Annotated in this window: 23 protein-coding genes; 12 read left to right on the top strand and 11 right to left on the bottom strand. The window is 67.2% G+C overall.

The window, feature by feature from the left end; translation table 11 throughout:
- The 8 genes from AC1DYU_RS23960 (at nt 1) to AC1DYU_RS23995 (ending at nt 6728) form a co-directional block, all read left to right on the top strand.
- Nucleotides 1–1128: a beta-ketoacyl-ACP synthase gene (locus AC1DYU_RS23960; RefSeq protein WP_476793819.1), complete on the top strand. Its 1128-nt coding sequence runs from the start codon at nt 1–3 to the stop codon at nt 1126–1128.
- An 11-nt stretch (nt 1129–1139) separates the two neighbouring features.
- Nucleotides 1140–2438 carry a beta-ketoacyl-ACP synthase gene (locus AC1DYU_RS23965; protein WP_476793820.1) on the top strand — a complete coding sequence of 433 codons (1299 nt, stop codon included), beginning with the start codon at nt 1140–1142 and terminating at the stop codon, nt 2436–2438.
- 13 nt (nt 2439–2451) lie between these two features.
- Nucleotides 2452–3198 (top strand): SDR family oxidoreductase, encoded by a 747-nt coding sequence (locus AC1DYU_RS23970; RefSeq protein ID WP_158486914.1) that lies wholly within the window; start codon nt 2452–2454, stop codon nt 3196–3198.
- A 68-nt stretch (nt 3199–3266) separates the two neighbouring features.
- Nucleotides 3267–3509: a CopG family ribbon-helix-helix protein gene (locus tag AC1DYU_RS23975; protein ID WP_158486915.1), complete on the top strand. Its 243-nt coding sequence runs from the start codon at nt 3267–3269 to the stop codon at nt 3507–3509.
- Nucleotides 3506–3790: a type II toxin-antitoxin system RelE/ParE family toxin gene (locus AC1DYU_RS23980; RefSeq protein WP_158486916.1), complete on the top strand. Its 285-nt coding sequence runs from the start codon at nt 3506–3508 to the stop codon at nt 3788–3790. Before AC1DYU_RS23975 ends, AC1DYU_RS23980 begins: the two co-directional genes overlap by 4 nt.
- Nucleotides 3791–3805: 15 nt before the next feature.
- Complete coding sequence (locus AC1DYU_RS23985) at nt 3806–4828, top strand: zinc-binding dehydrogenase (protein WP_158486917.1); 1023 nt, start codon at nt 3806–3808, stop codon at nt 4826–4828.
- Nucleotides 4829–4923: 95 nt separating this feature from the next.
- Complete coding sequence (locus tag AC1DYU_RS23990; protein ID WP_476793821.1) at nt 4924–5901, top strand: lipid A biosynthesis lauroyl acyltransferase; 978 nt, start codon at nt 4924–4926, stop codon at nt 5899–5901.
- A 68-nt stretch (nt 5902–5969) separates the two neighbouring features.
- Nucleotides 5970–6728 (top strand): DUF1223 domain-containing protein, encoded by a 759-nt coding sequence (locus AC1DYU_RS23995; RefSeq protein WP_476793822.1) that lies wholly within the window; start codon nt 5970–5972, stop codon nt 6726–6728.
- A gap of 7 nt (nt 6729–6735) precedes the next feature.
- On the opposite strand, the gene AC1DYU_RS24000 is transcribed toward AC1DYU_RS23995, so the two are convergent.
- The 3 genes from AC1DYU_RS24000 to AC1DYU_RS24010 all read right to left on the bottom strand — a co-directional run bounded on the left by AC1DYU_RS24000 (nt 6736) and on the right by AC1DYU_RS24010 (nt 8935).
- The gene (locus AC1DYU_RS24000) at nt 6736–7341 is read right to left on the bottom strand and encodes a TPM domain-containing protein (protein ID WP_476793823.1); all 606 of its coding nucleotides are present in this window, start codon (nt 7339–7341) and stop codon (nt 6736–6738) included.
- Entirely contained in the window at nt 7341–8099 is a 759-nt protein-coding gene (locus AC1DYU_RS24005) for a TPM domain-containing protein (RefSeq protein ID WP_476793824.1), read from the bottom strand. Before AC1DYU_RS24005 ends, AC1DYU_RS24000 begins: the two co-directional genes overlap by 1 nt.
- Nucleotides 8100–8326: 227 nt before the next feature.
- Nucleotides 8327–8935, bottom strand: a complete 609-nt coding sequence (locus AC1DYU_RS24010) for a LemA family protein (protein WP_158486921.1) — start codon at nt 8933–8935, stop codon at nt 8327–8329.
- Between the two features lie 172 nt (nt 8936–9107).
- Between AC1DYU_RS24010 and ggt the strand changes: the two genes are divergently transcribed.
- Nucleotides 9108–10874 (top strand): gamma-glutamyltransferase, encoded by a 1767-nt coding sequence (ggt, locus tag AC1DYU_RS24015; protein ID WP_476793825.1) that lies wholly within the window; start codon nt 9108–9110, stop codon nt 10872–10874.
- A 19-nt stretch (nt 10875–10893) separates the two neighbouring features.
- Here the strand turns inward: ggt and AC1DYU_RS24020 are convergent, their stop codons facing one another.
- The 3 genes from AC1DYU_RS24020 to AC1DYU_RS24030 form a co-directional block, all read right to left on the bottom strand.
- Nucleotides 10894–11370 carry a hypothetical protein gene (locus AC1DYU_RS24020; RefSeq protein WP_158486923.1) on the bottom strand — a complete coding sequence of 159 codons (477 nt, stop codon included), beginning with the start codon at nt 11368–11370 and terminating at the stop codon, nt 10894–10896.
- A 5-nt stretch (nt 11371–11375) separates the two neighbouring features.
- A complete protein-coding gene (gene rlmN, locus AC1DYU_RS24025; RefSeq protein WP_476793826.1) occupies nt 11376–12599 on the bottom strand; it encodes a dual-specificity RNA methyltransferase RlmN in 1224 nt (407 codons plus the stop codon).
- 241 nt (nt 12600–12840) lie between these two features.
- Nucleotides 12841–13455, bottom strand: a complete 615-nt coding sequence (locus AC1DYU_RS24030) for an invasion associated locus B family protein (protein WP_476793827.1) — start codon at nt 13453–13455, stop codon at nt 12841–12843.
- Between the two features lie 198 nt (nt 13456–13653).
- On the opposite strand from AC1DYU_RS24030, the gene AC1DYU_RS24035 reads away from it, so the two are divergent.
- Complete coding sequence (locus tag AC1DYU_RS24035) at nt 13654–14628, top strand: NADPH:quinone oxidoreductase family protein (RefSeq protein ID WP_476793828.1); 975 nt, start codon at nt 13654–13656, stop codon at nt 14626–14628.
- A gap of 7 nt (nt 14629–14635) precedes the next feature.
- Here the strand turns inward: AC1DYU_RS24035 and AC1DYU_RS24040 are convergent, their stop codons facing one another.
- On the bottom strand, nt 14636–15010 hold the full coding sequence (locus AC1DYU_RS24040; protein WP_476793829.1) for a YkvA family protein: 375 nt from the start codon (nt 15008–15010) through the stop codon (nt 14636–14638).
- A 196-nt stretch (nt 15011–15206) separates the two neighbouring features.
- Here AC1DYU_RS24040 and AC1DYU_RS24045 point away from each other — a divergent pair, with 196 nt between their 5' ends.
- Both AC1DYU_RS24045 and AC1DYU_RS24050 read left to right on the top strand, forming a co-directional pair.
- Entirely contained in the window at nt 15207–15992 is a 786-nt protein-coding gene (locus tag AC1DYU_RS24045; RefSeq protein ID WP_476793830.1) for an SDR family NAD(P)-dependent oxidoreductase, read from the top strand.
- An 11-nt stretch (nt 15993–16003) separates the two neighbouring features.
- Nucleotides 16004–16231: a toxin-antitoxin system YwqK family antitoxin gene (locus tag AC1DYU_RS24050; RefSeq protein ID WP_476793831.1), complete on the top strand. Its 228-nt coding sequence runs from the start codon at nt 16004–16006 to the stop codon at nt 16229–16231.
- A gap of 11 nt (nt 16232–16242) precedes the next feature.
- Here AC1DYU_RS24050 and AC1DYU_RS24055 read toward each other — a convergent pair whose 3' ends face one another.
- The 4 genes from AC1DYU_RS24055 to ftsY are packed head-to-tail and all read right to left on the bottom strand — an operon-like array spanning nt 16243 to nt 19255.
- Nucleotides 16243–16962 carry an RES family NAD+ phosphorylase gene (locus AC1DYU_RS24055; protein WP_476793832.1) on the bottom strand — a complete coding sequence of 240 codons (720 nt, stop codon included), beginning with the start codon at nt 16960–16962 and terminating at the stop codon, nt 16243–16245.
- Complete coding sequence (locus AC1DYU_RS24060; RefSeq protein ID WP_476793833.1) at nt 16959–17372, bottom strand: MbcA/ParS/Xre antitoxin family protein; 414 nt, start codon at nt 17370–17372, stop codon at nt 16959–16961. Before AC1DYU_RS24060 ends, AC1DYU_RS24055 begins: the two co-directional genes overlap by 4 nt.
- Before the next feature lie 57 nt (nt 17373–17429).
- A complete protein-coding gene (locus AC1DYU_RS24065) occupies nt 17430–18080 on the bottom strand; it encodes a septation protein A (RefSeq protein ID WP_476793834.1) in 651 nt (216 codons plus the stop codon).
- Nucleotides 18077–19255 (bottom strand): signal recognition particle-docking protein FtsY, encoded by a 1179-nt coding sequence (gene ftsY / locus AC1DYU_RS24070; RefSeq protein ID WP_158486931.1) that lies wholly within the window; start codon nt 19253–19255, stop codon nt 18077–18079. Before ftsY ends, AC1DYU_RS24065 begins: the two co-directional genes overlap by 4 nt.
- Between the last annotated feature and the right edge of the window lies 1 nt (nt 19256).

Raw genomic sequence — 19256 nt, forward strand, 5'->3', positions numbered from 1 at the left:
ATGCAGCGCGACGTCGTCATCACAGGAATAGGCCTCGCCTCCAGCCTCGGCGAAGGCATCGAGGCCCATGCGGCCGCGCTTGCCGGAACGCCCGCGCCAATCGTCGACACCGCGAGCTTCGCACCCTATCCGGTGCACCCGTTGAAGCCGCTCGAACTCGACCGGCAGATCCCGAAGAAATCCGACCAGCGCCAGATGGAGCCCTGGCAGCGCCTCGGCGTCTATGCCGCCGGCCTCGCGCTCGACGGCGCCGGTATCAAGGACGATGCCGAGACCAAGTCGATCCTCCAGGTCATCGTCGCAGCCGGCGGTGGCGAGCGCGATCATGCCGTCGATGGCGCCATCCTGACCGGCCTGCGCGGCGCCAACGAACCCGGCTCCTTTCTCAACGAGCGGCTGATGGGCGATCTGCGCCCGACGCTGTTCCTGGCACAGCTTTCGAACCTGCTGGCCGGCAATATCGGCATCGTCCATGGCATCACCGGCGCCTCGCGCACCTTCATGGGCGAGGAGCAGGCCGGCGTCGATGCGATCCGCACCGCCCATGCCCGCATCGCGTCGGGCCAGGCTGAAATCATGCTGGTCGGCGGCTCCTACAATGCCGAGCGTCGCGACATGCTGCTGCTGTTCGAACTCGGCGGCTATCTGCGCAAAGGCGACTTCGCCCCCGTCTTCTCCCGTGAAGACGCGCCAGGCGTGATCACCGGCAGCGCGTCGGGCTTCCTCGTGCTCGAATCCGCCGCGCGCGCCGCCGCGCGCGGCGCCCGCGTGCATGCGACGCTCGACAAGGTCGCAGCCACCCGCTCGAAGCGCCAGCCCGGCACGGTCGAGACCGCACTGCGCGGCCTGCTGGCTGGGCTTGGCCCCGTCTCGTCCGGCGCCCTGGCCGTCTCCGCCGCGACCGGCGCCGCCGGCATCACGGCCGAAGAAGCCGCCGCTATCGCCACCCTGCCTCAGACCCGACGTATCGCCACGGGCGACCTTGTCGGCCATGCCGTCGAGGCCGCCTTCCCGGTCTCGGTCGCGCTCGCCGCCGCCGCCTTGTCGACCGGGCAGGCGAAGGAGGCGATCGTCACCGGCGCCGGCCATTGGCGCGGCGAGGGCGCGGCTCGCCTGGGCACTGCGTAAGGACCATGGCCATGAACGCAATCGACCAGACATTGTCCCACCGCGACTCCAAGGGCCGGCCCATCGTCGCCGTCACCGGGCTCGGCATCGTCACCTCGCTCGGCCAGGGCAAGGATGTCAATTGGGAGGCCCTGACGGCAGGCCGTTCCGGCGTCCACGCGATCGAGCGGTTTCCGACGCAAGGGTTACGCACCACGATCGGCGGCACGGTCGATTTCCTGTTCGACGGCTCGTTCACGGCGCCAGAGCTCTCCGAAAAGCTCGCCATGCTGGCAGCCGAGGAAGCCGTCGGTCAAAGCGGCCTCGGTGCGCCCGGCGATTTTCCGGGTGAACTCTTCATGGCGGTGCCGCCCGTCGAGATGGAATGGCCGCAGAAGCAGGAATTGGCTGCGAGCATCGACGGCGATGTCGATTATGACGGACTGCTGCGTGCTGCCGCCTCGCAGAAATTCAAGGCGATGCACGAGATGTTCCTGTTCGGCACGGTCGCCGACCATGTCGCCGATACGTTCGGCACCAAGGGCTCGCCGATCTCGCTCTCGACTGCCTGCTCGTCGGGTGCGACCGCGATCCAGATGGGCGTCGAGGCGATCCGGCGCGGCGAGACGCAGGCTGCGCTTTGCATCGGCACGGACGGCTCGATCCATGCCGAGGCGCTGATCCGCTTCTCGCTGCTCTCGGCCCTCTCGACCCAGAACGATCCGCCGGAGGCCGCCGCCAAGCCCTTCTCCAAGAACCGCGACGGCTTCGTCATGGGCGAAGGCGCCGGCGCGCTGGTGCTGGAGGATTACGACCATGCGCTCGCGCGCGGCGCGACCATCCTCGGCATCGTCGCCGGCTGCGGCGAACGCGGCGACGGCTTCCATCGCACCCGCTCGAGCCCGGACGGCAAGCCTGCGATCCTCGCCATGCAGGACGCCCTGGCCGATGCCGGGCTCGCCCCCGACGATGTCGACTACATCAACGCCCACGGCACCTCGACGCCGGAGAACGACAAGATGGAAGCGATGAGCTGCGCCGCCGTCTTCGGCGAGCGCATGGCAAGACTGCCGATGTCCTCGAATAAGTCGATGCTCGGCCACACCCTGACGGCGGCCGGCGCGGTTGAGGCGGTGATCTCCTTCCTGACCATCGCGAACAGCCGCATCCCGCCGACGATCAACTACACCACGCCCGATCCCGCGATCGCGCTCGACGTCGTGCCCAATGTCGCGCGCAACGCGACGGTGCGCACCGTGCTCTCCAATTCCTTCGGTTTCGGCGGCCAGAACACCTCGCTCGTCCTGAGCGCGGAGCCTGCGCGCGCATGACCCCGGTTCTTCCATGACAAAAGTTCTCGTCACCGGCGGCGCCAAGGGGGTCGGGGCGGCGATCGTGCGCGCGCTTGCCGCGGCCGGCCACGATGTCGATTTCAGCTATCGCAGCTCGGGCGACCAGGCCGTGGCGCTCGCCGCCGAGATCGCACAGGCCCACCCGGGCCGCAGCGTCAACGCCCTGCCGCTCGACCTCTCCGACAAGGCCGCCCTCGACGCCTTCTGCGAGGAGCGCGAGGGCGAGAGCTATTTCGGCCTGATCCACAATGCCGGCCAACCCTATGATTCGCTGGCCGCGATGATGGTCCAGGACAAGGCCGAAGCGGCGATGCAGGTCAACTTCTGGGCCTTCACCCGGCTCGCCAAGAGCCTGATGCGCAACATGATTCGCGCCCGCGCCGGGCGTATCGTCGCGATTGGCTCGGTCGCGGCGCTGCGCGGCAACCCCGGCAACGCAGCCTACGCCGCTTCCAAGGGCGCGCTGATCTCCTATGCCAAGACGCTCGCGGTGGAGACCGGCAAGCGCGGGGTCACGGTCAACATCATCGCGCCGGGCTTCGTCGACACTGACATGATGGCGCCCTACGCCGCCTATCGCGACAAGATGCAGGGCCAGATCCCTGCAGGGCGTTTTGCCAAGCCGGAGGAGGTCGCAGGCCTCGCCGCCTTCCTGATGAGCGAACCAGCAGCCTACATCACCGGCACGGTGATTCCGATCGATGGCGGCGTGACCGCCCATCTCGGCGTTCATCGCTGAGATCGACCGAATGCGACGCTTATGCTAGGTTCATTCCGAACCGGAGCGAACCTCCACAGGAGTTTGCCATGACCGCAGCCTTCACCATCCGCCTCGACGACGAGATGCTGGCCAAGCTCGACGCATTGGCCGCCGACACCGACCGCTCGCGCAACTGGATCGCCGCCAAGGCGATCGAGAGCTATGTCGAACTCAACGCGTGGCAAATCGCGCGCATCAAGGAAGGCATCGCCGAAGCGGATCGAGGCGAGTTCGCAACGCCCGACGAGGTTAAGGCTGTCTTCGCGAAGTATCGGATTCGAGCGGCGTGAAGCTGACCTGGACGCGTCGGGCTCTGCGGGAACTCGACGAGATATTCGCCTATGTCGCGCGCGACAGCCGACCGGCCGCGGCGACACTGCTCGAACTGATCGAAGCGAGAGCCTCTGCTCTCACGCAGCATCCCGATATCGGGCATCCCGGCCGTGAACACGGCACCCGCGAACTCGTGCTATCGGGTACGCCTTATATTCTCCCCTATCGCGTCCGAGATGGCCGCATCGAAATCCTGGCCGTGTTCCACAGCTCGCGAGCATGGCCGGATCGTCTTTGAAAGTCTGAATTTCCAATGCGCTCCCTCCAGCTTCATGGCGACCGCGACCTCCGTCTCGAGGAGATCGAACCGCCTCCCCCGCCGGCCCCAGGCGAAGTTCAGATCCGCATCCGCGCGATCGGGTTGAACTATCTCGACATCTGGGGCTTTCGCGGCATGGCCTTCGCCAAGCGCAAGATGCCGCAGGCCGCCGGCGTCGAGGCGGCCGGCGAGATCGTCTGCGTCGGCGAGGGCGTCACCAATCTGAAGGTTGGCGACACCGTCACCGCCTATGGCGCCGAGACCTGCGGCCACTGCAAGGCCTGCCTCGAGGGCCGCGACAATCTCTGCGAGAACGTCGCGGGGATCATGGGCTTCCATATCGACGGCTTCGCCCGGGAGTTTCTCAACAAATCCGCGCGCCTCGTGATCAAGGCGCCTGAAGGCGTCTCCTTCGAGGACGCCGCCTGCGCGCCGATCGGCTTCGGCACGGTCCAGCACATGCTGTTCGACAATGCCAAGCTCGAACCCGGCGAGTCCGTGCTCGTCCATGCCGGCGGCTCCGGCATCGGCACCGCCGCGATCCTGATGGCCAAGGCGATCGGCTGCACGGTCTACACCACCGTCGGCGACGACGAGAAGGGCGCCAAGGCCAAGGCGCTGGGCGCCGATTTCGTCGTGAACTACAAGACCGAGCGCTTCGAGGGCGAGGTGCGCCAGCTCACCAAGCGCAAGGGTGTCGATGTCGTCTTCGAGCATGTCGGCGCCGACACCTGGAACGGCTCGCTGCTCTGCCTCAAGCGCGGCGGAAGGCTCGTCACCTGCGGCGCGACCTCCGGCGCCTCGACCACGATGAACCTGATGCAGCTCTTCCAGCAGCAATACCGCATCACCGGTTCCTTCGGCTGCCGCATCGAGAACATCAGCCAGTCGCTCGAGAAGATGGCATCGGGCATGAAGCCGGTGATCGATTCGGTGTTTCCGCTCGAAGATTTCGAGAAGGGGCTGGCGCGTCTGGAAGGCCGGCAGGTCTTCGGCAAGGTCGTCGTGACGTTCTGACACCCACAAAACTTGACGAAACCGCGTTCCTGCCGCAAGTCGCGGCTCCAGCCCGGTCTCGCGAGCCGTTCGGGCGCAGTTGAGGCCGGACAAACTTGAGACGACTGAAGACCCTGGCCGCGCGCGCCGGCGCCACGGCGATGATCGGCCTGATCCGGGCCCTGTTCGCATTCCTGCGCCTGCTCGGGGCGGAGCGCTCGAGCGATCTCGGCGGCTGGCTGTTGCGGACCGCGAGCCCGCTGCTCCCGGTCAACCGCGTCGCGCTCGCCAATATCCGCGCGGCCTTTCCCGGAATGGCGGAGCCGGAAGTGCGGCGCATCGCTCGCGGCGCCTGGGAGAATCTCGGCCGCACCGCTGCCGAATACGCTCATCTCAAGACCCTGTTCGACTATGACTATCTCAATCCCGACGCGCCCTCGCGGGTCGAGGTCGAGGGCATCGAGCATTTCATCGCGCTCAAGGATGACGAGAAGCCGGGCCTGATCTTCTCCGCCCATCTCGCCAATTGGGAATTGCCGGCGATCTGCGCCGCCGCCTACGATCTCGACACCACCGCCGTTTTCCGCGCCCCCAACGACCCCGCCATCGCCAGCGTCGTCCACGAGATCCGCTCAGGCGCCATGGGTGGGCTCGCCGCCGCCAAGCAGGGCGCGGCCTTCGCCATGCAGGGTGTGCTGGAGCGCAACGGCCATCTCGGCATGCTGATCGACCAGCATTTCACCCGTGGTGTCGTGGTGCCCTTCATGGGGCGCCCGGCCCTGACCAACCCGATCCTCGGCAAATTCGCCCGCCGCTTCGAATGTCCTGTCCATGGCGTGCGGGTCATCCGCCTTCCGAACCAGCGCTTCCGGCTGCAGCTGACGCCGCCGCTCGACCTGCCGCGCGACGCCGCCGGCGAGATCGACGTTCAGGGTGCAATGGCGATGATGACGGCGGTCGTCGAAGGCTGGGTGCGCGAGTATCCCGAGCAATGGCTCTGGATGCACCGGCGCTGGCGGCCGACGATGATCACGGCAGCCGCTGCCGAAGCCGGAATGGCGGTTGCGCAGATCCCGGTTTTCAAGGCAACGTGATTTCCAAGTGAGATGGATTGGGCGCTTTGGTAACGCCTGAGATGTATAAGTCTCGCCGAGTTCAAGCCATGATCCGTCTCGCGCCCCTCGTTTCAGCATCCGTCGCCCTGCTTTCGCTCGGCGTTGCGGTCGCGCGCGCCGAGCCTGCGGACAAGCAGCCCAAGGCCGTTATCGAGCTTTTCACCAGCCAGGGCTGCTCGTCCTGCCCGCCGGCGGACGCACTTTTCGTCGAGCTGGCGAAACAGCCGGACGTGATCGCGCTGACCTTGCCGGTGACTTATTGGGACTATCTCGGCTGGAAGGACACGCTCGGCAAGGACAGCTTCGCCAAGCGTCAGAAGTTCTACGCCAAGGCGCGCGGTGACGGGCAGGTCTACACGCCACAGGCGGTGATCAACGGCGCCTCGCATGTCGTCGGCTCCGACAAGGTCGAGATCGAGCGGGCGGCCAAGCCGCCATCGGGCACGGGTTTCGTCACGAAACTGTCTCTGAAGGAAGATTCCGGCACGCTGCAGGTCACGCTCGCGCCGCAAAACGAGCCCCTCGAGCGCGCCGCCGGTGTCTGGGTCGTGGCGACGACGCGGATGGTCACGGTGCCGATCGCGCGCGGCGAGAACCAGGGCAAGACTGTCTCCTATGCCAATGTCGTGCGCGGCATGACCCGCATCGGCGACTGGGACGGCAAGGAAGCGGTCATCACAGCGCCGATCGCCGCGACACAGGCGCCCGAGGCGGACGGCTATGTCGTACTCGTGCAGGCGGAGGTGCCCGGGAAATACGGCCTGATGCCGGGCGCGATCCTCGGGGCAGCACGCAGCGCCCGCTGAGGCGCTCTCACAGAATCACCACCTTGTTCGGCAGCTCGTCGATGTCGTCGGCCGTGCGTGGCGCATGCGTCGCCAGCACGGCCCCAACCGCGCGGACGGCGTCGATCAGCCCGTCCCGCAGCCGATCCTCGCGTGCGGCCAGCAGCGCCGGCTCGATGATCCCGTCCCATACGGCTTGATCGACCTTCCCGTCGAGGCCGGTATCGACGAGGATTTCGGCATAGCGCTCCTGGATGGCGACATAGAACAGCACGCCGGTGCGCCCGCGGGTTCGCGTCAGGCCGCGCGCCGTGAATTCGCGCAGCGCCACGTCATGGGCACGTCGGCGCTTGACGAAGCCCGGCACGAAACGGCCGCCACGGCCATACCAGAGCAGCCCGCAGAGCAGCAGCGCCGCGCAGACGAGTTGGGTCAGGAAGATGCGCGGCGCGCTGGTGGCCGTCATCGCGAGCAGAGGCCAGGGCACCAGCAGCGACAGCGACAGCGCCATCACCACTGGCACCGTCCGATAGCTCGACGCCGCATGATCGATCACCACGACGATCTCGGCCGCCGTCTGGCTTTCGGCGTGGGCCACGGCCTCGGCGATCGCATCCCGATCCTGCTCATCCATCACCAGTCTCCCGAGGCACCGCCGCCGCCTGACGATCCGCCGCCGCCGGAAAAGCCGCCGCCTGAACTTGAGCCCGAACTCCAGCCACCGCCGCTCGAGCTCGACCCGGTGCTCCAGCCCGAGCTTTGCGGCAGCGTCACCCAGCTGCCATTGCGCAGCCGGTGGCGCCGAGTGCCGCCAGTGCCGCGAAATTCGTTCACGAACGCCGCAAAAAGGATGAAAAGCAACACCACCACGAAGACGATGGCGATGACGTCGATGCCGGATAGGTCGTCGCTGCGGACGCTGGCGCGCCTTTGCCATTCCTCGGCATCCCCCGCGAGAATGCTCAGGATGCCGTCGACGCCACCCTCGATGCCTCCGGCAAAGTCGCCCGCCTTGAACTTCGGCGCCACCGCCGTGGTGATGATGACCTTGGAGAGCGCATCGGTCAGCGCGCCTTCGAGCCCGTAGCCGACCTCGATCCGGACCTTGCGTTCGTTCGGCGCGACCAGCAGCAGCACGCCGTTATTGGTCTTGGCCTCGCCGAGCTTCCAGAACCGGAATAAACCGTTGGCGAACTCCTCGATGCCAATGCCCTGCAGGGACGGCACCGTCGCAACCACGAGCTGGTCCGAGGTCTTGTCCTCATGCGCCTTGAGCTTGGCCTCGATCCGCTGCCTTGCCTCGGGCGCGATCAGGTTGGCCCCATCGACGATCCGCCCGGTGAGCGCGGGATAGGTCGGATCGGCCGCCAGTGCGAGGCCGCTCCAGAGCACGAGGAGAAGGAGCGCCGAAACACGCCAGAGAACCCCTCTCCTGTAAGGAGAGGGGCAGGGGTGAGGTGTCGGCCCATGGATCAGCGGAGCACCAAGCCAGCGGCACGACGCGGCAATATTGCGCATCATTCGGAGGAGGGCCGACCCCTCACCCTGCCCTCTCCCTACGGGAGAGGGTTCCCCGCGTTTCAGGCACCTGCTGGACATCGAAGGGAGAAACGGGCGTTTCAGAACTTCACGGCCGGCGGCCGCTCCGCTCCCGACGTCGCGGTGAAGCTCTCCATCGCCTTGGCACCCCAGAACAGCTTGGCCCAGATCACGCCCGGAAAGGTCCGGATCTCGGTGTTGAAGGCCTGCACCGCCTGGATGTAGTCGCGCCGCGCCACCGCGACGCGGTTCTCGGTGCCTTCGAGCTGCGACTGCAAGGCGAGGAAGTTCTGATTGGACTTCAAATCAGGATAGCGCTCGACCGTCACGAGCAGGCGCCCGAGCGCGCCGCTGAGCTGGTTCTGCGCGTCCTGATATTCCTTGAACTTCGCGGGGTCGGTGATGGTCGAGGCATCGACCTTCACCTGGCTCGCCTTGGCGCGGGCCTCGACCACGGCGGTCAGCACCTCGCGCTCCTGCGCGGCATAGCCCTTCACCGTCTCGACCAGGTTCGGGATCAGGTCGGCGCGGCGCTGATACTGGTTTTGCACCTCGCCCCAGCTCGCCTTGGCCCGCTCCTCCAGCGTCGGCACATTGTTGACGCCGCAACCGGCCGCCGCGAGGCCAAGCAGCGCGGCAAGCGCGACGATGAGCGGTCGGCGAACGACCGTGGAAAACGCAAACGACATGCCGGGGCCCCTTTGGCAGTGTCTCGGGAACAACGATTCGGACCTTAGCCGTCGCGGGCGACCGGTCCAAGACGAAAGCGGCCAACAGAATACGGCTTTGGCGAATGCGGACGTGGCGCGGACGGGCTCTTGCGGACTAATCTCCCGACACCATCCGTCAGGAGTTCGGACCATGCTCTCGCTTCCGAGCCAACACATCCCACTCCGGCGTCTCGTCGTCGTATTGCTGGCCCTCGCCATGTCGGCCGGCACTGCCGCCGCGCAAACGCTCGCGCCAGCCCCTGAAGCCGCGACGGGCCGCATCGCCAAGGCGCATGGCACGGCTCAGCGCTTCATGGTGGCGGCCGCCAATCCCCTCGCCGCGACCGCCGGGCGCGACATCCTGCGGGCCGGCGGCAGCGCGGCCGATGCGGCGATCGCGATCCAGCTCGTGCTCAATCTGGTCGAGCCGCAAAGCTCCGGCATCGGCGGCGGCGCCTTCCTCGTCCATTGGGACGAGGCGGCACGGAAGGTGACGACGCTGGACGGGCGCGAGACCGCACCCGCCGCCGCCAAACCCGACCGCTTCATCGGGCCCGACGGCAAGCCGATGCGCTTCGTCGATGCGGTCGTCGGCGGCCGCTCCGTCGGCGTCCCCGGCACGCTCAAGCTGCTGGAAGAGGCTCATAAGCGCTGGGGCCGCCTGCCCTGGGCCCAAGTGATCGCACCCGCGATCAAGCTGGCCGCAGAGGGCTTCGCCATCTCGCCGCGCCTCAACGGCCTGCTCTCCGGCGAAACGAACCTGGCGAAGAACGCCCGCGCCGCCGCCTATTTCTACGAGCCGGACGGCAAGTCGAAGGCGATCGGCACGATCCTGCGCAACCCGGCCTTCGCCGAAACCCTGCGCGCCATCGCCACCAACGGCTCGCAGGCCTTCTACGCGGGGCCGCTCGCGCAGGACATCGTCGCCACCGTCACCGGCCACCCGACCAATCCCGGCGACATCACGGCGGCCGACCTTGCCGCCTACAAGGTCGAGGAGCGTGAGCCGGTCTGCGGCGCCTACCGGATCTGGCGCATCTGCGGCATGGGCCCGCCAAGCTCAGGCGCGGTCGCCGTCCAGCAGATGCTCGGCATCCTCGAAACGCGCGATCTGGCCCGGATGGGTCCGGGCGTGGAAGCCGCCCACTGGTTCGCAGAGGCCGGGCGCCTCGCCTTCGCCGATCGCAATCTCTACCTCGCCGACCCCGCCTTCATCGGTATTCCGCTGCCGGGATTAATCGATCGGGATTATATCCGCTCGCGTGCCAGCCTCGTCAGCCCCGAGAAGTCGATGGGCCGCGCCAGGGCCGGGGAGCCGCCCAACAAGCGCGCGCAACTGCTCGCGCCCTCCGAGGGCATCGAGAACGGCACCAGCCACATCTCGGTCGTCGATGCCGAAGGCAACGCCATCTCGATGACCACGACGATCGAGGACGGTTTCGGCTCGCGGCTGATGACGGCCGGCGGCTTCCTGCTCAACAACGAGCTGACCGATTTCTCCTTCGTTCCCGAAGAGGACGGCAAGCCGGTCGCCAATCGCGTCGAGCCCGGCAAGCGCCCGCGCTCCTCGATGGCGCCGACACTGGTCTTCGACGCCTTCGGCCGGCTCTATGCCGTGGTCGGCTCGCCCGGCGGCAGCCAGATCATCGGCTTCGTTACCAAGACGCTGGTGGCGCTGCTCGACTGGAAGATGAATCCGCAAAACGCCGTCGATCTCGGCAATCTCGGCAGCCGCAATGGCCCGACAGAACTGGAAAAGGGCACGGAAGCCGAAGCCTGGAAGGCGGCGCTCGAAGCGAAAGGTCACGAGGTCCGGCTGCTGGAGATGACCTCGGGCATTCAGGCCATCGTCAAGACGCCGGAAGGCTTCGTTGGTGGCGCGGACGGCAGGCGAGAAGGTGTCGCGATCGGGGACTGACCGACCGAAAAACGCCGGATCAGGCGAGCGGCCGTTCTCCGCCCGCCCCACGCCCCGCGATCAGCCAGTAGACGAAACCCGTCGCCGCCCCGACCAGGACCAGCGCACCGATAATCTGCGCCTCGGCGCCGGTGGGCGTCCGTGACAGGCCGAGCAGGGCCAACGGCAGCAGTGCCGACAACAGTCCGGTCAGCCCGCTCTGGATCAGCCCGCTGCGCAAGGAAAACAGCTCGGAACCGACCGCGACCAGCACGACCGGCGCGACGATGATCGCAAAGCCGAGTCGCCCAAGCAGGGAGACGGCTGCAACGGCGGTCGGGCCGGGGTCGACGCCCATGTCGGCAAGCCCGAACAGCGCGTCGAGCAGCCGCTCGAAACCGCCGCCGATCAGCAGCGCGATGCCAGGCGAGACGACGCTCGCGACCATCATCGCCATGAGGCCGGCAGCCATCGCCATCACCAGCGCGAACGGAATCAGCAGAAGCCAGCGCAGCATCGCGGTCAGCCCGCCAGCGATGCGTCGGACACCTCGTCCTGGTCCAGCATCAGCCGGGCGCGGGCTGAGAGCTTCTCGGTCTCGCTCTTGAGCTGGCCGCAGGCGGCGAGGATGTCGCGCCCACGCGGGGTCCGCACCGGCGAGGCGTAGCCGGCCTTGAAGACGACCTCGGAAAAACGTTCGATCCGGTCCCACTCCGAGCACTCGTAGCGGGTGCCCGGCCAGGGGTTGAACGGGATCAGGTTGATCTTGGCCGGAATGCCCTTGAGCAGCCGCACCAGCTCGCGCGCCTCGGCGTCGGTATCGTTCACGCCCTTGAGCATGACGTATTCGAAGGTGATGCGTTTCGCGTTCGAGACGCCGGGATAGGTCCGGCAGGCCTCGAGCAGATCCTTGATCGGATATTTCTTGTTTAGCGGCACGAGCTCGTTGCGCAGATCGTCACGCACTGCATGCAGCGAGATCGCCAGCATCGTGCTCATCTGCGAGCCCAGAGGGCCGATCTGCGGCACGACGCCCGAGGTCGAGACGGTGATGCGGCGGCGCCCGAGCGAGAGCCCCTCATTGTCCGAGATGACGTCGATGGCATCGCGCACGCCGTCGAAATTGTAGAGCGGCTCGCCCATGCCCATGAAGACGATGTTGGAGACGAAACGCCCACCATCATTGGGCACGAAGGCACCGCCGGGCGCGATGCGGCCCGGAAAATCGCCGAGCCGATCGCGCGCCACCATCAACTGCGCAACGATCTCTTCCGTCGTCAGGTTGCGCACCAGGCGCTGCGTGCCGGTGTGGCAGAAGGTGCAGGTCAGCGTGCAGCCGACCTGGCTGGAGACGCAAAGCGTGCCGCGATCGACCTCGGGGATATAGACGCATTCGATCTCGGCGCCGCGGTCGCGCGGGCCGGTCGGGGCCATGCGGATCAGCCATTTGCGGGTGCCGTCGGTGGATATCTGTTCGGCCGTGACCTCGGGCAGGTCGAGCGTGAAGCGTTCAGCCAGCGCCGATCGCAGCGCCTTCCCGATCGTGGTCATCTGCGCGAAATCGCGCACGCCGTAGTGGTAGATCCAGTTCCAGAGCTGGCCGACGCGCATGCGCCGCTCCTTCTCCGGCACGCCGATCTCGGCCAGCGCCTCGGCAAGCCCGGCGCGCGTGCGCCCGACCAGCGACAGGCGCTGCAAAACGGGTTCGGCCGCTGGCGCGGCGGGTTCTAGAACGGAGAGGGTCATCGGAACTCTGGCTCGGGTCGGGCGTCAAAGGCCCGAATGGCTGCGGCTCATAGCACGAGAAAGCCCAGCCGCGAAATCATGGCCGCAGATTGCACAACGCAGGACGGCGAATGGAATTCGCGAGCGTGAGCCGGCTGGCGTGACGGACGAGAACCGGAGCGGAGCGGACACCAGTCCGTGAGCACCGGAAGCGCAGAAAGCCGCGTCAAACGGCTCACGCTCGCGAATTCCATTCGCCGACCTATTTGCAGGCGTCTTCGGCGCGTTTGACGGCCTGATTCATGCCCGCGAGCGAATATTTGTCGGCCGTCGCATTGCCGCGCTTCGACGTACCTTTGATCTCCAGCGCCGAGCCCTTGCGCAGCGAATCCAGCATGCGCGGCTCCTCGGCGGGATTCTTCAGCCACATGTTCTGGCCCTTGGCGACCAGCGCGAAACGCTCCGTGCCGATGATCGCCTGATGCTCGACATCTTCCTTGAGGTCGAAATTCAGCACGAAGCTGATCTCGTTGCGCACGCCCTCGCTCGGGCGCGTGGCGACGAAGAGCAGGCCTTCGACATCCTTGAGATTGGCGGGCAGCCGGCTTTCAGCCTTCGACAGCGCGTAGCAGACCTTGGCGCGGCCCTGCTGCGAGGAGAAGGCCTGCCATTTTCCGGCAGTCTCGAGCAGCATCGCCTGGCCCTGGCCGGCGGCCGCGGGGGTGGCCGCAGCGGCTGCTGCCGCGGGGCGCGGCTTCTGCTGCGCCATGGCGACCATGGGCGACAAAGCGAGACCGGTACAGCCTGCCAGCATGGCGAGGAGGACTGTCGGGCGGGGCGAGGCGGTGACGCCGGAGCGGAGAGACGAGATGATCATGGACCGCCATCAGTCATTAAAAATCTTAACACTGCCTTTACCACCCGTTGACGGGCGTGATGGCGCAAGCTCAGTGCATAGAGTGTCACGATCCTGGCGAAAATGCGAATGCCCGAGCCGGCCGCGAGGCCGTTTCGTTCGCCCCGAACCCATGGCACATTCGGCTCCGCAACGAGGGTCGCGGCGGGTGAGGCAACGATGAGGGCATTGCTCTGCGAACGCCATGGGCCGGCCGAGACGCTGGTCATCCGCGACGTCCCTGAGCCGACACCGGGCCCGGGCGAAATCGCGATCACGGTGAAGGCTGCGGCGCTCAACTTCTTCGACACGCTGATCATCGAGAACCGTTATCAGACCAAGCCGGCCCTGCCCTTCTCGCCATCGGCCGAATGCGCCGGCACCGTCGCCGCGATCGGTGAAGGCGTCGCCGGCTGGCGGATCGGCGAGCGCGTCGCCGCCTGGCTGGGCTATGGCGCCGCGCGCGAGCAGGTCGTGGTCCCGGCCGAGGCGGCGGTGAAAATCCCCCCTGGCCTCGACGACGCGCAGGCGGCCGGCCTCTTCGTCACCTATGGCACGGCGATGCACGGGCTGATCCAGCGCGCCTCGCTGAAGGGCGGCGAGACGTTGGCGATCCTCGGTGCAGCCGGAGGTGCCGGGCTGGCGGCGGTCGAGATCGGCGCGCTGCTCGGCGCTCATGTCATCGCTTGCGCCTCCTCGGCCGACAAGCTCGCGCTCGCCCGCGAGCACGGCGCGCAGGAGGAGATCGACTACACCACCGAGGACATCCGGGCTGGCCTGCGCCGGCTGACCGCAGGGCGCGGCGTCGACGTGCTCTACGACACGGTCGGCGGCGATCTGGCCGAGCCCGCCGTCCGCTCGATGGCCTGGGAGGGGCGCTATCTCGTGGTCGGCTTCGCCGGTGGCGCGATCCCCAAAATCCCGCTCAACCTGTTGCTGCTGAAGGGCTGCGATCTGCGCGGCGTGTACTGGGGCGATTTCGTCCAGCGTGAGCCGGCGGCCCAGCGCCGCAACATGGAGCGGCTGCTGGGCTGGGCGGCCGCCGGCCATATCCGCGCCCATGTCCATGCGGAAATCCCGGTCGAGCGCTGGACCGAGGCCTATGCGCTGATCGGCGACCGCAAGGCGAAGGGCAAAGTCGTGCTGACGTTCTGAGCCTGCCTCAGAGCTCCGCCATCGCCTGTCTGGCCTTCTCGCGATGCTCGGGCGTGATCGAGCCCGCCACGGCCGCGAGCGCGGCTGCGATCACCGCCGCGTCATCGGTGAAGCCGAGGATCGGCATGATGTCGGGCAGAGCATCGACCGGCAACACGAAATAGCCGAGAGCGGCGAGCAGCGTCAGCCGGACACGGCGCGGCGTCGCCGGATCGCGGGCGCAAATCCAGGCCGCCAGCAGATCCTCGGCAAACGGTATCCGCTTCGCCACGCGCTTCAGCCGGGCGAGGAATTCCGAGCCGAAACGCGCCTCGTCGCGCAGGCTCTTGCGGATCGCAGCCATCTCTTCCTCCGTGAAACGGGAGGTGAAACCGTCGCTCATCTCTGCCCCTCCTGAGGGCCGGTGGTGATGCCGCATGATTCCGCGATCGCAACCTACCCGCAATGTCGAAAGATGTGGCCTCGCGAGAAACCACGCACAAGAGGTCCGCCAAGCGGCGCACGAAGAATCCGGCTTGGAGCCGACGGGTCGGAGGCTTAAACGCGTCCATCGACCTTTCAGGATCAGGACAGGCCCAATGCAGCTCGATTCCTCCATCGCCGCCATCGTCACAGGCGGCGCCTCGGGCCTCGGCGAGGCCACCGCGCGCATGCTGGCGGGGCACGGCGTCAAGGTCGCGCTGTTCGACCTCAACGCCGAGCGCGGCGAACAGGTCGCAGCCGAGATCGGCGGGCTCTTTGTGACCTGCGACGTGACCAGTGAGGCTTCCGTCGATCAGGCGCTGGCCACCGCCCGCGCCGCCCAGGGCATCGCCCGGATTGTCGTCAACTGCGCCGGCATCGCGCCCGGCCGCCGCATCGTCTCGAAGAAGCGCGAGACCGGCGAGCTGATCGCGCATGACACCGCTTTGTTCGAGAAGGCGGTCGCGATCAACCTGACCGGGACCTTCCGCCTGATCGCGAAATCGGCCGCGGCGCTTGCCGGCCTCGACCCGGTCACAGTCGATGGCGGGCGCGGCGTCTTCATCTGCACCGCCTCGATCGCGGCCGAGGACGGCCAGATCGGCCAAGCTGCCTATGCCGCCTCGAAAGCCGGCGTCGCCGGCATGACGCTGCCGATCGCGCGCGAACTTGCCTCGGTGGGCATCCGCGTCATGACGATCATGCCCGGCCTGTTCGAGACGCCGATGTTCGACGGCCTGCCCGAGGAAGCCCGCGCCTCGCTGGCCGTCTCGGTGCCGCACCCGTCCCGGCTCGGCAAGCCCTCGGAATATGCGGCGCTGGTCAAAAGCATCGTCGAGAACGACATGCTCAACGGCAGCGCCATCCGCCTCGACGGCGCGTTGCGCATGGCGCCGAAATAGGAGGACCGGCAGTGGCTGACGCAGTCCCGTTCGAAAAGCTCCACAGGGACGGCAGCCTCTGGGCCAGGGGCCAGAAGCTCGACGGCGTGTTCACCGGCTACTGGGAGTGGTTTCGCAAGGACGGGACCAGACTGCGCTCAGGCCATTTCGACAAGGGCCAGCAGGTCGGCGAATGGACGACCTATGACGCCAGGGGCGAGCCCTACAAGGTCACGCGGATGCGCGAGAGCGGGACCTGACCGCCGGACCGCTACGCTTCCACGATCCGGTAGACCTCGCCGGCGCTGCGATCGCGATAGAGATCCACCCGCTCGCCGTTCCAGTGATAGTCGAGATGCCGGCCCTGCACCGGGTTCGAGGCACCGTCCGGATAGAACAGCCCGACGCATTCCCTGCCTGCGCGGCGCACGCTCGGATAGACCACGCCGTCGGAGCCCGCATCGCGCAGCTGGCCGCCCAGCACCTGGCTTTGCGCGTAATCGGCCGGGTCGAGCATCGGGGCACCGGCCGCCCCCAGCCCGCGCAGATCATGCAGCGAGGCCGAGATGTCGAGTAAGACCTCGCGGAACTGCGAGGTCCAGCCCGCCGGCTGCTTCGTGGCAGCCATGAAGCGGGCATGGTGATGCACCGTCTCGAACAGCGCCACCTCGAAGCTGTCGCCGGCATAGAGCACGCCGAAGCGCCCGGCGGAGAAGCGGCTCGGCCGGTCGGGACTGACATGGGTGAAGGGCGCCATCAGCCAGCTCGCGCCCGGGCCGGCGACGCGCCTGGCCGGGGGAACCAGATCGAGATTGCCGATCGCTTCCATCAGGCGCGGATTGGTCTTTTGCTCGGCAGCCAGCAGCAGCGGCCAATCGGCCGGATCGGCAATGTCCTCGAACAAATCGATCGGCGGGAACAGGCTGCGGATGATCCTGACCGCGCCCCGCCAGCCGATCTCGGCGACGGGTATCCCGGCGGGGTCGATCACCAGCCGCCCCGCTCATCGTCGAGATAGCGCCGGACTCGCATCAGATCGGTCAACTCGCCGCCGAGCATCACCTGCAGCGCGGAGCGCCCGGCAAAGGCCGCGTTCGCCGCCTGGATCCAGTCATAGCCGCGCTGCGGTTCGCGGAAGATGATCCGCAGCGCCTTGTGAATGCCCATCAGGTTGGAGAGCCTGGCCTTGCCGTCGCGCGAGATCCGGCCGATTTGCCCGGCTTTCCAGCGGCCATAGCTCCGTGCCGGCAGGTCGAGCAGCATCGCGGCCTGCTCGTCGGTCAGGCGCCAGAGCCGGAACAGATTGACGGCGGCGCGGAACATCGCCGCCGCCTCCGCATCAGAAATCGGCTCCGGCAGGAAGTCGCGAGCCGTCGTATCGACCTGCAGCAAGGCGCTCATGCAATCTCATCCATTTGGCATAAAATGGGAGAGATCGCGCCAAATGGCAAGAGTAGCTTATTCGGCTGCCTTCACCGGCTTGATCTCGTGCTTCAGGATCAGAGGCGTCTGCGCCAGCGCGAACAGCATGGTCAGCGGCATCACGCCCCAAACCTTGAAGGCGACCCAGAAGTCCTGGGTCTGCGTGCGCCAGACCACCTCGTTCAGCGCCGCCAGCACGAAGAAGAACAGGCCCCAGCGCAGGGTCAGCTTGCGCCAGCCCTCCTCGTCGAGCTGCAGCACCGTCTCCAGCACCAGCGCCAGCAGCGAGCGGCCGAAATACAAACCGCCCAGCAAAACGCAGCCGAACAGCGCGTTCACGATGGTCGGCTTCACCTTGATGAAGAAGGCATCGTCGAGCGCGATCGTCAGCCCGCCGAACACCGACACCACGACCGCATTGACGATCGCCATGCGCGGCAGGTAGCCCATTAGGATTCGCGACAGCACGAGCGCCACCAGCGAGGCGACCATGAAGATGCCGGTCGCAACAAAGATGCGCCGGTCGCTCGCGACGCCGAACAGCCGGTCGCCATAGGAATTGGCGAAGAAGAAGATCGCCAGCGGCCCGAATTCGAGCGCCAGCTTCAAAATCGGGTGGACATTGCGCCGATGAAGCATCTTCTCCGTCACGGCCTCGGCCGTTTCGGCTCCGCTGTCGCTCGTCATGCCGCTTCTCCCAATCCAGATACAGCGCGGGCGAAGTCCTGGGCCGAGAACGGCTCCAGATCCTCGACGCTCTCGCCGACGCCGATGAAATGCACCGGCAGAGAAAATTTCGCGGCCAGCGCCACCAAGATGCCGCCGCGCGCCGTGCCGTCGAGCTTGGTCATCACCAGCCCGGTGACGCCGGCCGTCTCGCGGAAGGCCTCGACCTGGCTGACCGCGTTCTGGCCGACGGTCGCGTCCAGCACCAGCAGCGCCGCATGCGGCGCTTCGGGATCGAGCTTGCGGATGACGCGGACCACCTTGGCGAGTTCGTCCATCAGACCCGTCTTGTTCTGCAATCGCCCGGCGGTATCGACCAGCAGCACGTCGGTGCCGGCGGCCTTCGCCTTCTGCAGCGCCTCGAAGGCGAGCCCCGAGGCATCGGCGCCCTGGTTGCCGGAGACGACCTCCGCCCCGGTACGCTCGCCCCAGACCTTGAGCTGCTCGATCGCCGCCGCGCGGAAGGTATCGCCGGCAGCCAGCATCACGGATTTGCCCTCGGCCCGGAACTTGGCCGCAAGCTTGCCGATCGTCGTCGTCTTGCCCGAGCCGTTGACCCCGACCATCAGGATCACGAACGGCTTTTTCGTGGCGTCGATGATGAGCGGCTGCGCCACCGGCGTCAGGATCGCCTCGACCTCGCGCGCCAGGATCGCCTTGACCTCGGCGGGCTCGATTTGCCGGTCGTAGCGGCCGTCGCCGACCGCCTTGGCGACGCGGGCTGCGGTGGCGAGGCCGAGATCAGCCTGGATCAGGATGTCTTCGAGGTCTTCCAGCGTGCCGGCATCGAGCTTGCGCTTGGTGAAGAGGTCGGTGATCCCGGTCGTCAGCGCAGACGAGGTCCGCGACAGCCCCTCGGTCAGCCGGCGCCACCAGCTCCGCTTCGGCTCGGGCGCAGCCACGGGCGCCACGATCACCGGCGCAGCCTGGACCGGCGCGGGCTCCGGCATGGCGATCGGCAGCGGGCCGGCCTCGCCGCTCAGCAGTTCCGGCGCGATCGGCGCGTCCTCGAGCGGAGCCTCGGGCGGCACCTCGGCAGGCACGGCCGGAACGGCGGGCGCAGGCGTATCGGGCTCCGGCTCAGTGCCGAACAATCTCGAAAAGAAGCCGCGCTTCTTTTGTTCGTTCTCGCTCATC

It is taken from the genome of Allobosea sp. P2_B12, assembly GCF_056404835.1.